Source organism: Brucella sp. JSBI001 (assembly GCF_026014005.1).
Classification (GTDB): domain Bacteria; phylum Pseudomonadota; class Alphaproteobacteria; order Rhizobiales; family Rhizobiaceae; genus Brucella; species Brucella anthropi.
The window spans coordinates 3,481,025-3,494,972 of record NZ_CP110339.1 but is presented as its reverse complement, the minus strand read 5'-3'; the positions used below and the strand labels follow the sequence as shown (position 1 = coordinate 3,494,972).

Genomic DNA, 13,948 nt, shown 5'->3' with positions numbered 1-13,948 from the left:
ATATGGCCAAGACTAGCGCAGTCGAAAAAAACAAGCGCCGCGAAAAGTTGGTTAAGCGTCATGCTGACAAGCGTGCACGTCTGAAGGCGATCGTAATGGATCAGGGCCTTCCGCTGGAGGAGCGCTTCCGCGCCACTATCCGGCTTGCCGAACTGCCGCGCAATTCATCGAAGGTTCGTATTCGCAATCGTTGCGAAGTTTCGGGCCGTCCGCGTGGTTATTACCGTAAACTGAAGATGTCGCGTATTGCGCTCCGTCAGTTGGGTTCGCTCGGTCAGATCCCGGGCATCGTCAAGTCGAGCTGGTAAGGAGTAGCATATGTCTGTGTCAGATCCTATCGGCGACATGCTGACCCGTATTCGTAACGCAGTAGGCCGCAAGAAGACCAAGGTTTCGACCCCGGCTTCCAAGTTGCGCGCTCGCGTTCTTGATGTTCTTCAGTCTGAAGGTTACATCCGCGGATACACGCAGAGTGAATTCGTGAACGGCAAAGCCGAGATCGAAATCGAACTGAAGTACTATGAAGGCGTTCCAGTCATTCGTGAACTGACCCGCGTTTCGAAGCCTGGCCGCCGTGTATACGTGTCGGTCAAGTCGATCCCGCAGGTTGCGAATGGTCTTGGCATCTCGATCCTGTCCACCCCTAAGGGTGTGATGGCTGATCATGAAGCCCGTGAACAAAACGTTGGTGGTGAGCTGCTCTGCCGCATCTTCTGATGCGGTTGACAGCGAACAGATAAAAGACAGGTATTAAAATGTCTCGTATCGGTAAAAAACCCGTGCCGGTCCCGGCAGGCGTGACCGCCAGTGTTGATGGGCAGATCGTCAAGGCCAAGGGCGCGAAGGGTGAACTCTCCTTCGTCGTGCACGATGAAGTTCTGGTCAAGATGGAAGACGGCGCTGTCAGCGTCGATCCGCGCGACCAGTCGAAGGAAGCTCGTTCGAAGTGGGGCATGTCCCGCACGATGATCTCCAACATTTTTGTTGGCGTGAAGGACGGCTTCGAAAAGAAGCTCGAAATCAGCGGCGTCGGTTACCGTGCTGCCATGCAGGGTAAGAACCTGCAGCTTTCGCTCGGCTTCAGCCACGAAGTGGTCTACGACGTGCCTGCTGGCATCACTGTTGCCGTTCCGAAGCCGACGGAAATCGTCGTCACCGGTATCGACAAGCAGCAGGTCGGTCAGGTCGCGGCTGAGATCCGCGAATATCGCGGCCCCGAGCCTTACAAGGGCAAGGGCGTCAAGTATGCTGGCGAGAAGATCGTCCGCAAAGAAGGCAAGAAGAAGTAAGGGAAGCGCGTCATGGCATCGCCAAAAGAAACTTTGCAGCGTCGCGCTGCTCGTGTACGCCGTCAGGTCAAGGCTGTTGCAAACGGCCGTCCGCGTCTCAGCGTGCACCGCTCTTCCAAGAACATCTACGTTCAGGTTATCGACGACGTTCGCGGTGTTACCATCGCCGCTGCTTCGACCCTGGATGGCGACCTGAAGGGCAAGCTCAAGACTGGCGCCGACTCCGCAGCAGCAGCTGCAGTTGGCAAGCTGGTTGCCGAGCGTGCCGTTAAAGCAGGCGTCAGCGAAGTAGTGTTCGACCGTGGTGCATTCATTTACCACGGCCGTGTGAAGGCTCTCGCCGAAGCTGCCCGCGAAGGCGGACTGAGCTTCTAATAGCATTTTGTGCTTCCGGAAAAGAAAAAGGAAATCAGGATATGGCACAGAGAGAACGTAACCGCGAAGATCGCGGCCGTGAGGAGCGCGACAGCGAATTCGTCGATAAGCTCGTTCACATCAACCGCGTTGCCAAGGTCGTCAAGGGCGGCCGTCGCTTCGGTTTTGCTGCGCTCGTCGTTGTTGGCGACCAGAAGGGCCGCGTAGGCTTCGGTCATGGCAAGGCTCGTGAAGTGCCGGAAGCTATCCGTAAGGCTACGGAAGCTGCCAAGCGCGACATGATCTTCGTACCGCTGCGTTCGGGCCGTACGCTGCACCACGATGTTGAAGGCCGTCACGGCGCTGGCAAGGTTCTGCTCCGCGCAGCTCCTGCTGGTAAGGGTATCATCGCCGGTGGTCCGATGCGTGCAGTGTTCGAAACGCTCGGCGTTCAGGACGTTGTCGCCAAGTCGCTCGGTTCGTCGAACCCTTACAACATGGTTCGTGCGACGTTCGATGCTCTGAAGCATCAGATGCATCCGAAGGACATCGCTGCACAGCGCGGCATCAAGTACTCGACCCTTCAGGCTCGCCGCCATGATGTGGTCGGTTCGGAAGAGTAGCCGATAGTTTGTGTTCGTCCGGGGCCGCTCAGGCCACCGGATACGCCATAGACAAGGGATTTGAGTGATGGCTGAGAAGAAGGGCAAGACGGTTACGGTCGAGCAGATCGGAAGCCCAATCCGTCGTCCAGCCGAGCAGCGCGCAACGCTGATCGGTCTGGGTCTTAATAAAATGCACCGCCGCAGCACGCTGGAAGATACTCCGGCAGTTCGTGGCATGATCGCCAAGCTTCCACACCTCGTTCGAGTTGTGGACGAGGCGTGATAGCGCAGGAGATAGAGATATGAAACTCAACGATCTGCGTGACAAGCCAGGTTCGGTCAAAGCACGCAAGCGTGTTGGCCGCGGTATCGGTTCGGGCACCGGCAAGACCGGTGGTCGTGGTGTCAAGGGGCAGAAGTCCCGTTCGGGCGTCGCGATCAACGGCTTCGAAGGCGGCCAGATGCCAATCTACCGCCGTCTGCCGAAGCGCGGCTTCACCAACATCTTCGCAAAGAGCTTCAACGTTGTGTCGCTCGGCCGTGTTCAGGCCGCTATCGATGCAGGCAAGCTTGATGCCAAGGTAGTTGTGAACCTCGATTCGCTGAAGGCTGCTGGCGTGATTCGTCGCGCCAAGGACGGCGTTCGCATCCTTTCGGACGGCGAACTGAAGGCAAAGGTTGCTTTCGAGGTAGCCGGTGCTTCCAAGGCTGCGGTCGAAAAGATCGAAAAGGCTGGCGGTAGCATCAAGCTTCCTGAAGCCGCTGCCGAATAAGGCTTCGATACAAAAATAAAAAGCGGCGGCCTCAGTGCCGCCGCTTGCACATTTATGCCAATGCGCATATCTGGGTAGGGTCTTTTTAGTCTCGAGGCGCGACCGCAATAGATTGCGCTGACGGGGGCGGAGGACCGGAGACTTTTCACCGGAGAAATTTAATGGCATCGGCTGCTGAACAGCTAGTTTCCAATCTCAATTTTTCAGCTTTCTCGAAAGCAGAAGAACTCAAGAAGCGCATCTGGTTCACGCTAGGTGCTTTGCTCGTATACCGGTTCGGCACCTATATTCCGCTTCCCGGCATCAATCCTGACGCGCTTGCGCAGGCTTTCCAGCAGCATAGCCAGGGTGTGCTCGGGCTTTTCAACATGTTCGCCGGTGGCGCCGTCGGTCGTATGGCCATTTTCGCGCTCGGCATCATGCCTTATATCTCTGCCTCCATCATCGTGCAGCTCATGACGTCGGTTGTTCCGTCTCTTGAAGCGCTGAAGAAGGAAGGCGAGGCAGGTCGCAAGATCATCAATCAGTATACGCGTTACGGCACGGTGCTTCTGGCGCTTGTTCAGGCCTACGCGATTTCTGTCGGCTTGCAGTCGGGCAACGGTATTGTCACCAATCCGGGACCGTTCTTCGTCGTTTCGTCGGTGATCACCCTTGTTGGCGGCACGATGTTCCTGATGTGGCTCGGCGAGCAGATCACTGCACGCGGTATCGGCAACGGTATCTCGCTGATCATCTTCTCCGGTATCGTGGCCAACCTGCCGCACGCTATTTCCGGCACGCTGGAACTTGGCCGTACCGGCGCGCTGTCGACGGGACTCATTCTGGGCGTTATCATTCTTGCCATCGTGCTGATTGCGGTCATCGTATTCGTTGAACGTGCGCAGCGTCGCCTTCTGATCCAGTATCCGAAGCGTCAGGTCGGCAACCGCATGTTCCAGGGCGATACGTCGCATCTGCCGTTGAAGCTCAATACCGCAGGCGTCATTCCTCCGATTTTCGCCTCGTCGTTGTTGCTTCTGCCTGCGACGGTCGCCGGTTTCGCCAACACGACAGAAATGCCGGCCTGGGCTACTACCGTTCTCAATGCACTCGGTCATGGTCAGCCGCTTTACATGCTGTTCTATGCCGCATTGATGGCATTCTTCTGCTTCTTCTACACGGCCATTGTGTTCAATCCCAAGGACACTGCTGACCAGCTCAAGAAGCATTCCGGCTTTATTCCGGGCATTCGTCCGGGTGAGCGTACCGCCGAATACATAGACTATGTGCTGACACGCATCACTGTTGTCGGCGCCATCTATATCGTGCTTGTCTGTCTCCTGCCGGAATTCCTGATTTCCGCAACCGGTGTGCCGTTCTATCTTGGTGGCACCTCGCTGCTGATCGTTGTGAGCGTAACGCTTGACACGGTTGCGCAAATTCAGGGGCATCTGATCGCCCATCAGTATGAAGGGCTGATCAAGAAGTCCAAACTCAGAGGTGGGAAACGCAATAAATGAGACTGATACTTCTTGGGCCGCCCGGAGCAGGTAAGGGGACGCAGGCTGGACTTCTTACCAAGAAGCATGGAATTCCTCAGCTCTCGACCGGCGACATGCTGCGTGCAGCAGTCGCCCAGCAGAGCGAGATCGGGAAGCGCGCCAAGGCCGTGATGGACGCCGGGCAACTGGTTTCCGATGAGATCGTGAACCAGATCGTTTCGGAGCGCATCGATGCGCCTGACTGCGCGAACGGTTTCATCCTTGACGGTTATCCACGCACGGTTCCACAGGCTCAGGCTCTGGGAACGATGCTGGCGGGGAAGGGCCTAAAACTCGATGCAGTCATTGAGCTGAAGGTTGACGAGAATGCTCTGGTCAAGCGGATGGAGAGCCGCGTGGCTGAAACGATTGCCAAGGGTGGTCAGGTCCGTTCGGACGACAATCCTGAGGCGTTCCGTAAGCGTCTCGTGGAATACCGCGAAAAGACTTCGCCGCTTTCGAGCTATTATGCCGGAACTGGTGAACTGCGCGTCATCAATGGCATGGCGCCGGTTGAAGAAGTTACTGCCGAAATCGAGAGAATTCTGGTTCCGGCATGAAAATTGAAGAGGCTTGAAGAAGCCTCATTCCAATACGGGCAGGGAAAGCGTGAAGCGTTTTCTGCCCGTTTATTACTTCCAGAAGTTGCTTGAGTTGCCTGTCAGGCCGGTTTGATGGCTTTACGGACAGTTAAGAGTTGACTTTTTCGGGCGATTCCGTCAAAGACTGCGCCACTTCAACTGGTTTTGAATGGCGGGTATCGGCGGAAATCGAAAGAGGCCGGTACCGGTCGTTTAATGCTGTCTGGTTGATCGCATCTGCCAGATGGAAATTTTTATAACTCAAGGAGAACAGACGTGGCACGTATCGCTGGCGTCAACATCCCGACGAACAAGCGCGTTGTTATTGCGCTTCAGTACATTCACGGGATCGGACCGAAATTTGCTCGGGAAATCGTAACGAAGGTCGGCATTGCTGACGATCGTCGCGTTAACCAGCTGTCGGATGCTGAAGTCCTTCAGATCCGCGAAGCAATCGATGCTGACTACCAGGTCGAAGGTGACCTGCGTCGTGAAGTTTCGATGAACATCAAGCGCCTGATGGACCTGGGCTGCTACCGCGGTCTGCGTCATCGTCGTTCGCTGCCGGTTCGCGGCCAGCGCACGCACACCAACGCACGCACCCGCAAGGGTCCGGCGAAGGCAATCGCAGGCAAGAAGAAGTAATTTCGACGGGACATATGTTCCGTCGGGCCTTTCCGGTGCGCCGGTTGGGTTTGATGCTGGTCCTTTCTTGAGGACCGGTGTAGCCGCTGGAATTACGGCGGTGTAGAGATCGATTGAAAGGACTGTCATGGCCAAGGAAGCCACGCGCGTTCGCCGTCGCGAGCGTAAAAACATCTCGTCGGGCGTTGCCCACGTAAATTCGACGTTCAACAACACCATGATCACCATCACGGATGCTCAGGGCAATGCGATTGCCTGGTCGTCTGCCGGTGCTCAGGGGTTCAAGGGTTCGCGTAAGTCGACCCCGTTCGCCGCTCAGATCGCTGCCGAAGATTGCGCCAAGAAGGCTCAGGAACACGGTATGCGCTCCCTCGAAGTCGAGGTTTGCGGACCGGGCTCTGGCCGTGAATCCGCGCTGCGCGCCCTTCAGGCTGCCGGCTTTGTGATTACGTCGATCCGCGATGTTACGCCGATCCCGCACAACGGTTGCCGTCCGCGCAAGAAGCGCCGGGTCTAATCCTCGTTCACATGCCGTACGAGCCTCGGGCTTTTCAAGTTCGGGGTTCCTCTGCGGTTTCTACACTTGATCGCTACGATAGGATGGTAGCGACGATTGATAGAGGGATACTTACATGATCCAGAAGAACTGGCAGGAACTCATCAAGCCGAATAAGGTGGATTTCATCACCAACGGCTCCCGCACGCATGCAACCGTCGTTGCTGAGCCGCTGGAACGCGGTTTCGGTCTGACGCTCGGTAATGCTCTGCGTCGCGTGCTTCTGTCGTCGCTTCGCGGCGCTGCCGTGACCGCCATTCAGATCGATGGCGTTCTGCATGAATTCTCTTCGATTCCGGGCGTCCGCGAAGACGTTACGGATATCGTTCTGAACGTCAAGGAAATCGCCATCCGCATGGAAGGCGAGGGCCCGAAGCGCATGGTCGTCCGCAAGGAAGGCCCAGGCGTTGTTACGGCTGGCGACATTCAGACTGTCGGCGATGTCGAGATCCTTAACCCGGATCACGTCATCTGCACGCTGGACGAAGGCGCTGAAATCCGCATGGAATTCACCGTCAACACCGGCAAGGGCTATGTGCCTGCCGACCGCAACCGTGCGGAAGATGCTCCGATCGGGCTTATCCCGGTTGACAGCCTCTACTCTCCGGTTCGCAAGGTGTCGTACAAGATCGAGAACACCCGTGAAGGTCAGGTTCTCGATTATGACAAGCTGACGCTGAACATCGAGACAAACGGCTCGGTCAGCGGTGAAGACGCAGTGGCGTATGCTGCTCGTATTCTCCAGGACCAGCTGGCGATCTTCGTCAACTTCGAAGAGCCCCAGAAGGAAGCTCCGCAGGAACAGGTTGCGGAACTGGCTTTCAACCCGGCTCTGCTCAAGAAGGTCGACGAACTCGAACTGTCCGTCCGTTCGGCAAACTGCCTGAAGAACGACAACATCGTCTACATCGGCGATCTGATCCAGAAGACGGAAGCCGAGATGCTGCGGACTCCGAATTTCGGCCGCAAGTCGCTCAACGAGATCAAGGAAGTTCTGGCATCGATGGGTCTCCATCTCGGTATGGAAATCCCGTCCTGGCCGCCAGAAAACATCGAAGATCTCGCAAAGCGCTACGAAGACCAATATTAAGACCGGCAATCCGGCTAGAACTAATTAAGGAGAAGGCCATGCGCCACGGTAATGGACAGCGTAAGCTGAACCGCACTGCCTCGCATCGCAAGGCAATGTTCGCCAACATGGCGGCTTCGCTCATCGAGCATGAACAGATTGTGACCACGCTTCCTAAAGCTAAGGAAATCCGTCCGATCGTAGAAAAGCTTGTCACTCTCGGCAAGCGCGGCGATCTGCATGCACGCCGTCAGGCCATCTCGGCTATTCGCGACGTTAAGCTCGTTGCAAAGCTGTTCGATACGCTGGCTGCTCGCTATGCAACCCGCAACGGCGGCTACATCCGCATCATGAAGGCTGGCTTCCGCGCTGGCGACAACGCGCCTCTGGCTGTTGTTGAATTCGTGGAACGCGACGTCGATGCAAAGGGCAAGGCTGACCGCGCCCGCGTCGAAGCCGAACAGGCTGCTGAAGCAGACGCAGCATAATCTGCACTGTTTCTGATTATTGAAAAGGGCCGCCTTGAGCGGCCCTTTTTGTTTGTTCTTGCTGCTGTTCGGCTCTTTCGGATCGATATGTTTCACGAAAAATTGCCGTGCTGCACTTCAAGGTCACAATGTGGCCCTTTATCCTTGTCCTCAGTTGACTACATATGGACGACGAATCTCATATTTTTTCACGGAAGATATGAGTGCCCTCGGAAAGCGCGGAGTATGTGCATGAATTGGCGACGTTTAGGTGTATTGGGTCTTATGCTGACATCCGTCGGGCTGGTTATGCCGCAGGCAATGGCGCAGGATGCGCCTGCAACACCTCCCAAAGAAGTGCCGCTCAGCCGCGCTGATATGCAACTTTCCTTCGCTCCTCTTGTGAAAGAGACGACACCAGCTGTTGTGAATGTCTATGCGGCGCGACAGGTGCAGGCACGGGCACAATCGCCATTTGCAGGCGATCCGTTCTTCGAGCAGTTTTTCGGGCGGCAGTTCGGGGAAAGCAAGCCACGTATCCAGCAGTCGCTCGGGTCCGGCGTGATTGTCGATAGTTCAGGCATTGTCGTGACGAACAATCACGTCATCAAGGATGCCGACGAAATCAAAGTCGCCTTGTCGGACGGTCGCGAGTTCGAAAGCAAGCTGCTTCTGCGTGATGAAACCACCGACCTTGCCGTGTTGAAAATTGAAGCCAAGGACAAGTTTCCAGTGTTGGGCCTCGGCAATTCCGACGAAGTCGAAGTTGGCGATCTGGTGCTGGCCATCGGCAATCCGTTCGGCGTCGGACAGACTGTGACGAGCGGTATCGTGTCGGCGCAATCCCGAACACAGGTTGGCATTTCCGATTTTGATTTCTTTATCCAGACGGATGCGGCTATCAATCCCGGCAACTCCGGTGGCGCATTGATTGACATGCGCGGACGCCTGATAGGTATCAACACAGCGATCTATTCACGTTCTGGCGGTTCCGTGGGCATCGGCTTTGCTATTCCGTCCAATATGGTCCGCGCTGTCGTGGAAGCTGCGCAGAATGGCAGCAAAAGTTTCGAGCGCCCCTATATCGGCGCGACTTTCCAAGGGGTCACCTCCGATCTGGCCGAAGGGCTTGGAATGGAAAAGCCCTACGGTGCCCTGATCACGGCAGTTGCAAAAGGTGGTCCTGCAGAAGCCGCAGGGCTGAAGATCGGCGATGTGGTTCTGTCCGTTCAGGGCGTTCGTGTCGATAATCAGGATGTGCTTGGTTATCGTCTATCGACGGCTGGCATTGGTAACACCGTGTCGGTCGAAATCATGCGGGATGGAAAGAACCAGACCATCCCGGTGAAGCTTTCCAAAGCGCCTGAAGTCAAGGAAACTGCGCCGCAGGTGATCAAGGGCGATAATCCCTTCGCCGGTGCAGCTGTTCTTGTGCTGACGCCATCCACCGCTAAAAAGCTGCGTCTCAAGAGTGAAAGCCAGGGGGTGGTCGTTGTTGACGTCTATTCCGGCTCGCCGGCGGCACGGCTCGGATTGCGCCCGGGCGACATTGTTCGAAGCATCAACGGAAATCCTATCCGCTCCGTGGAGGATATGACCGCGATTCTGGATGGGGGACGTGGTCTTGCCTGGCGGCTTGAGGTGGAACGCAACGGAACGTTGTTGCGTCAGTTCGTGCGTTAAAACTGTCGGCCAGTATATCGCCAAAAGTTGCATGCCGCTTCGGGTAGGATTATGCCTGAAGCGGCATTTAATTTATCGATCGAGCGAATGAAATGAGCGACCTTTTCTCAGCAGCGGCAGACCCGAACGCGGACCGCAACCGGCCGCTTGCTGACCGTCTGCGCCCGAAGCATTTGTCGGAAGTAACCGGTCAGGAACATCTGACCGGACCAGAAGGTGTGCTGACGCGCATGATTGCATCCGGTTCGCTCGGTTCCATGATCTTCTGGGGACCTCCGGGAACCGGCAAGACGACCGTTGCCCGCCTGCTTGCCGGAGAAACTGATCTCGCGTTTGAGCAGATTTCGGCGATCTTCTCCGGCGTTGCCGATCTCAAGAAGGTTTTCGAGACTGCTCGTGCGCGGCGTATGTCGGGCCGGCAGACACTGCTTTTCGTAGACGAAATTCATCGCTTTAATCGCGCCCAGCAGGATTCGTTTTTGCCGGTCATGGAAGACGGCACTGTTATCCTGATCGGCGCCACGACGGAAAACCCGTCTTTCGAGCTCAATGCTGCTCTTTTGTCCCGGGCGAGGGTGCTTACTTTTCATCCCCATGATGGCGAGAGCATTGCAACACTTCTGACCCGTGCCGAAGAGCAAGAAGAACGTCCATTGCCGCTGGACGAGGAAGCACGGGTAAGCCTTGTTCGCATGGCTGACGGCGATGGACGTGCTGCGCTGACGCTTGCCGAGGAAGTCTGGCGTGCGGCCCGTCCCGATGAAGTGTTTACTGCCGAAAAGCTGCAGGATGTCGTGCAACGTCGCGCCCCGGTTTATGACAAGGGGCAGGACGGGCATTACAATCTGATTTCGGCGCTGCATAAATCCGTTCGGGGATCGGACCCTGACGCAGCGCTCTACTATCTTTCTCGTATGTTCGATGCGGGCGAAGATCCGTTATATCTTGGGCGGCGGCTGGTGCGCATGGCGGTGGAAGATATCGGCTTGGCCGACCCGCAGGCACTGGTCATCTGCAACGCCGCCAAGGATGCCTATGACTATCTTGGTTCGCCGGAAGGCGAACTGGCGCTCGCACAGGCCTGTGTTTATCTTGCAACGGCTCCGAAATCGAACGCCGTCTATGTGGCCTATAAAGCCTCAATGCGTGCGGCCAAGGAGAACGGTTCCCTGCTGCCGCCGAAGCATATTCTCAACGCGCCGACCAAGCTTATGAAGAATGAGGGCTACGGCGATGGCTATGCCTATGACCACGACCAGCCAGACGCGTTTTCAGGACAGGATTATTTCCCGGAAAGCATGGGCAGGCAAAAGTTCTATGATCCGCCGGAGCGAGGTTTTGAGCGAGATATCCGCAAGCGCCTCGAATACTGGGCGCGGTTGCGGCAGGAGCGCCGCTGAAGTTTGGAGCGGTTCTGTTCCAGCGGAATCGCTCTAACCATTGGTTTTCACGCAGTTTCGACCGCTGAAAATACGCTATCCCCATAGTTATCCACATTCATCCACAGTTCGGGCCGCTGTCATATTGGCAGCGGCTTTTACTTTGCTTCTTCACGCGAGTTTGAAGGCCCCGGAAAGGGGTGACCTGTCGTTAGAAAGGTCTTCTTAATTTTTACGCTTTATCAATCTTTGCAAAGAGACGAGGTTTTCCATGATGCGCGTTTTGTTTCTCGTCGCGCTCGTGATCCTAGGAGGCTGCGCGACTGCCCCACGGCAGGTCAACAATGTGTGTGCGGTCTTCGATCAACGCGACGGTTGGTTCAATAACTGGCAGACGGCTGCCACGCGGGTTCGCGCGAATTCGGCGTGCCGGTTCCGGTTCTGATGGCCACAATCTATACCGAATCCGGCTTCCAGCCCTATGCCCGCCCGCCACGGACCAAGATTCTCTGGATCATACCGTGGAAGCGGGCTTCCAGCGCCTATGGCTATTCCCAGGCGCTGAACGGCACGTGGGATCGTTACAAGCGGGAAACCGGTCGCTGGACTGCATCGCGCACCAATTTCGCGGACGCTATCCATTTCATTGGCTGGTATCACTATCAAAGCTATCTGAAAAACGGCATCAATCGCGCCGATGCATATAGCCTTTATCTCGCTTACTATTCGGGTCACGGCGGTTACGCTCGTGGTGTCTGGCGCGGGAATGCTACAGCGCTCAATGGCGCAAAACGTGCCCAATCCATGGCCAATCGTTACGCCACGCAGTTGCGCAGTTGCGGAGGCTTCAGTTAAAAAGCGAAAGGCTGGATTCAAACTCGCATTTGAGACACCATCCGGCCTTAATCGCTATTATCATGCGACGGATTCGCTAATTGAGGATGACCATTTCATGCTGAAGAAGATCGGTATTGCCCTTTTCGCCGCCACATTTCTGGCAGGCTGCACCACCGACCCCTATACCGGGGAACAGAAGATGTCGAACACCGCAGGTGGTGCTGCAATTGGCGCGGCTGTGGGCGCTCTTGGTGGCCTGATGGTCGGCGGTTCCAGCCGTGCACAGCGCAATGCCGTTCTGATTGGTGCCGGTATCGGTGCACTTGGCGGCGGCGCAATCGGCAATTACATGGATCGTCAGGAAAACGAGCTCCGTGCACAGTTGCAGGGCACTGGCGTGTCTGTGACCCGTAACGGCGACCAGATCATCCTTAATATGCCGTCCAGCATCACTTTCGATACCGATCAGGATCAGGTGAAGAGCCAGTTCTACCCGACGCTTAATTCGGTCGCGATTGTACTGCGCAAATTCAACCAGACACTTGTGGACGTTTATGGCCACACCGATTCGACCGGTAGCGTCAGCCACAATCAGGCTCTTTCGCAGCGCCGCGCCGCGTCGGTCGCGAGCTATCTCGGTTCGCAGGGTATCGATCCGCGTCGCTTCGCCGTTATCGGCTATGGCGCGAGCCAGCCCGTTGCCACTAACGCAACACCGGAAGGCCGTGCGCAGAACCGTCGCGTGGAAATCCAGATTTCTCCGCTTCGCGCCGCCAGCTGATTCCCTTCCAAGGGTTAATAGGCTTCAAACAACGCAGTTCTTCGATAGAAGAGCTGCGTTTTTCTTTGCTTTTCCGAATCGGTGGATGGGCAGTTTGGTTTGAATTAAGTTAATTCGTGGATAGTTCGATTATTTTCGTAATTGCTGATGTTAGAGAACGATTATAGAACAAAATTTCGGAACTGTTTTTAATCAATGAGTTAGCCCTATTGTCAAATGAGAACAAAACGAATACAAATAGATCATAGCAACGAGCCTGCCGGGCTTCTAGCGAGACAAGAGGATGGTGTAAGATGTCTCAGAATTCATTGCGACTTGTTGAGGAAAATTCAGTGGACAAGACTAAGGCTCTCGATGCGGCATTGTCGCAAATCGAAAGGGCGTTCGGTAAGGGCTCGATCATGCGTCTGGGGAAAAATGCCCCGGTTATCGAGATCGAAACTGTTCCGACCGGCTCGCTTTCTCTGGACATCGCGCTGGGTGTCGGCGGCTTGCCCAAAGGACGTATTGTTGAGATTTACGGACCGGAAAGCTCCGGTAAGACGACACTCGCGCTGCACACGATTGCGGAAGCACAGAAGAAGGGCGGTATCTGTGCATTCGTCGATGCGGAACATGCGCTTGATCCTGTCTATGCACGCAAGCTGGGTGTCGATCTGGAAAACTTGCTGATTTCGCAGCCAGATACGGGTGAGCAGGCACTTGAAATTACCGACACGCTTGTGCGTTCGGGCGCCATCGACGTTCTCGTCGTCGACTCCGTCGCAGCCTTGACGCCACGTGCGGAAATCGAAGGCGAAATGGGTGACTCCTTGCCTGGTCTTCAGGCTCGTCTCATGAGCCAGGCGCTGCGCAAGCTTACTGCTTCGATCTCGCGGTCGAACTGTATGGTGATCTTCATCAACCAGATTCGTATGAAGATCGGTGTGATGTTCGGTTCGCCGGAAACGACGACTGGCGGTAACGCTCTCAAGTTCTATGCTTCGGTTCGTCTCGATATTCGCCGTATCGGTTCGATCAAGGAGCGCGACGAAGTTGTTGGTAACCAGACCCGCGTGAAGGTCGTCAAGAACAAGCTTGCGCCGCCCTTCAAGCAGGTCGAATTCGACATCATGTACGGTGCTGGCGTTTCCAAGACCGGCGAGCTGGTCGATCTTGGCGTAAAGGCCGGTGTCGTCGAGAAGTCCGGTGCGTGGTTCTCGTATAATTCCCAGCGACTGGGACAAGGCCGTGAAAACGCCAAGCAATATCTCAAGGACAACCCGGAAGTGGCCCGCGAGATCGAAACCACGCTTCGTCAGAATGCCGGTTTGATTGCCGAACAGTTCCTCGAAGATGGCGGACCAGAAGACGATGCGAGTGACGCTGCCGAAATGTAAGATCGCCAGCATTGAATGAATTATCGA

17 protein-coding genes and 1 pseudogene are annotated in these 13,948 nt (G+C 55.9%); all 18 read left to right on the top strand.

Annotated features, from left to right (window positions below; all coding sequences use genetic code 11):
* Nucleotides 1-2 precede the first annotated feature (2 nt).
* The 18 genes and pseudogenes from rpsN to recA all read left to right on the top strand — a co-directional run bounded on the left by rpsN (nucleotide 3) and on the right by recA (nucleotide 13,921).
* Complete coding sequence (rpsN, locus tag LJ361_RS16550; RefSeq protein ID WP_010659922.1) at nucleotides 3-308, top strand: 30S ribosomal protein S14; 306 nt, start codon at nucleotides 3-5, stop codon at nucleotides 306-308.
* 10 nt (nucleotides 309-318) lie between these two features.
* Entirely contained in the window at nucleotides 319-717 is a 399-nt protein-coding gene (gene rpsH, locus LJ361_RS16545) for a 30S ribosomal protein S8 (protein WP_007875325.1), read from the top strand.
* A gap of 38 nt (nucleotides 718-755) precedes the next feature.
* Nucleotides 756-1,289: a 50S ribosomal protein L6 gene (gene rplF / locus LJ361_RS16540; RefSeq protein ID WP_010659923.1), complete on the top strand. Its 534-nt coding sequence runs from the start codon at nucleotides 756-758 to the stop codon at nucleotides 1,287-1,289.
* A gap of 12 nt (nucleotides 1,290-1,301) precedes the next feature.
* Complete coding sequence (gene rplR / locus LJ361_RS16535; RefSeq protein ID WP_010659924.1) at nucleotides 1,302-1,664, top strand: 50S ribosomal protein L18; 363 nt, start codon at nucleotides 1,302-1,304, stop codon at nucleotides 1,662-1,664.
* 41 nt (nucleotides 1,665-1,705) lie between these two features.
* On the top strand, nucleotides 1,706-2,266 hold the full coding sequence (gene rpsE, locus LJ361_RS16530) for a 30S ribosomal protein S5 (RefSeq protein ID WP_006467009.1): 561 nt from the start codon (nucleotides 1,706-1,708) through the stop codon (nucleotides 2,264-2,266).
* Between the two features lie 67 nt (nucleotides 2,267-2,333).
* A complete protein-coding gene (gene rpmD / locus LJ361_RS16525) occupies nucleotides 2,334-2,531 on the top strand; it encodes a 50S ribosomal protein L30 (protein ID WP_002967737.1) in 198 nt (65 codons plus the stop codon).
* A gap of 19 nt (nucleotides 2,532-2,550) precedes the next feature.
* Nucleotides 2,551-3,021, top strand: coding sequence for a 50S ribosomal protein L15 (gene rplO / locus LJ361_RS16520; protein WP_010659925.1), 471 nt, complete (start codon nucleotides 2,551-2,553; stop codon nucleotides 3,019-3,021).
* Between the two features lie 161 nt (nucleotides 3,022-3,182).
* Nucleotides 3,183-4,523, top strand: coding sequence for a preprotein translocase subunit SecY (gene secY, locus LJ361_RS16515; protein ID WP_010659926.1), 1,341 nt, complete (start codon nucleotides 3,183-3,185; stop codon nucleotides 4,521-4,523).
* On the top strand, nucleotides 4,520-5,104 hold the full coding sequence (locus LJ361_RS16510; protein WP_010659927.1) for an adenylate kinase: 585 nt from the start codon (nucleotides 4,520-4,522) through the stop codon (nucleotides 5,102-5,104). The genes secY and LJ361_RS16510 overlap by 4 nt, the downstream gene beginning before the upstream one ends.
* A 297-nt stretch (nucleotides 5,105-5,401) precedes the next feature.
* Nucleotides 5,402-5,770 (top strand): 30S ribosomal protein S13, encoded by a 369-nt coding sequence (rpsM, locus tag LJ361_RS16505; protein ID WP_006467002.1) that lies wholly within the window; start codon nucleotides 5,402-5,404, stop codon nucleotides 5,768-5,770.
* 127 nt (nucleotides 5,771-5,897) lie between these two features.
* The gene (gene rpsK / locus LJ361_RS16500) at nucleotides 5,898-6,287 is read left to right on the top strand and encodes a 30S ribosomal protein S11 (RefSeq protein WP_002964339.1); all 390 of its coding nucleotides are present in this window, start codon (nucleotides 5,898-5,900) and stop codon (nucleotides 6,285-6,287) included.
* Nucleotides 6,288-6,402: 115 nt separating this feature from the next.
* Nucleotides 6,403-7,416: a DNA-directed RNA polymerase subunit alpha gene (locus tag LJ361_RS16495; RefSeq protein WP_006467001.1), complete on the top strand. Its 1,014-nt coding sequence runs from the start codon at nucleotides 6,403-6,405 to the stop codon at nucleotides 7,414-7,416.
* Between the two features lie 38 nt (nucleotides 7,417-7,454).
* On the top strand, nucleotides 7,455-7,883 hold the full coding sequence (rplQ, locus tag LJ361_RS16490) for a 50S ribosomal protein L17 (protein WP_010659928.1): 429 nt from the start codon (nucleotides 7,455-7,457) through the stop codon (nucleotides 7,881-7,883).
* A gap of 231 nt (nucleotides 7,884-8,114) precedes the next feature.
* Nucleotides 8,115-9,545 (top strand): DegQ family serine endoprotease, encoded by a 1,431-nt coding sequence (locus LJ361_RS16485; protein WP_010659929.1) that lies wholly within the window; start codon nucleotides 8,115-8,117, stop codon nucleotides 9,543-9,545.
* Nucleotides 9,546-9,637: 92 nt separating this feature from the next.
* Nucleotides 9,638-10,945, top strand: coding sequence for a replication-associated recombination protein A (locus tag LJ361_RS16480; RefSeq protein WP_010659930.1), 1,308 nt, complete (start codon nucleotides 9,638-9,640; stop codon nucleotides 10,943-10,945).
* A 250-nt stretch (nucleotides 10,946-11,195) separates the two neighbouring features.
* Nucleotides 11,196-11,779: pseudogene (locus LJ361_RS16475) on the top strand (transglycosylase SLT domain-containing protein).
* Between the two features lie 97 nt (nucleotides 11,780-11,876).
* Entirely contained in the window at nucleotides 11,877-12,542 is a 666-nt protein-coding gene (locus LJ361_RS16470; protein ID WP_010659932.1) for an OmpA family protein, read from the top strand.
* Nucleotides 12,543-12,835: 293 nt separating this feature from the next.
* The gene (recA, locus tag LJ361_RS16465; protein ID WP_010659933.1) at nucleotides 12,836-13,921 is read left to right on the top strand and encodes a recombinase RecA; all 1,086 of its coding nucleotides are present in this window, start codon (nucleotides 12,836-12,838) and stop codon (nucleotides 13,919-13,921) included.
* Nucleotides 13,922-13,948 lie beyond the last annotated feature (27 nt).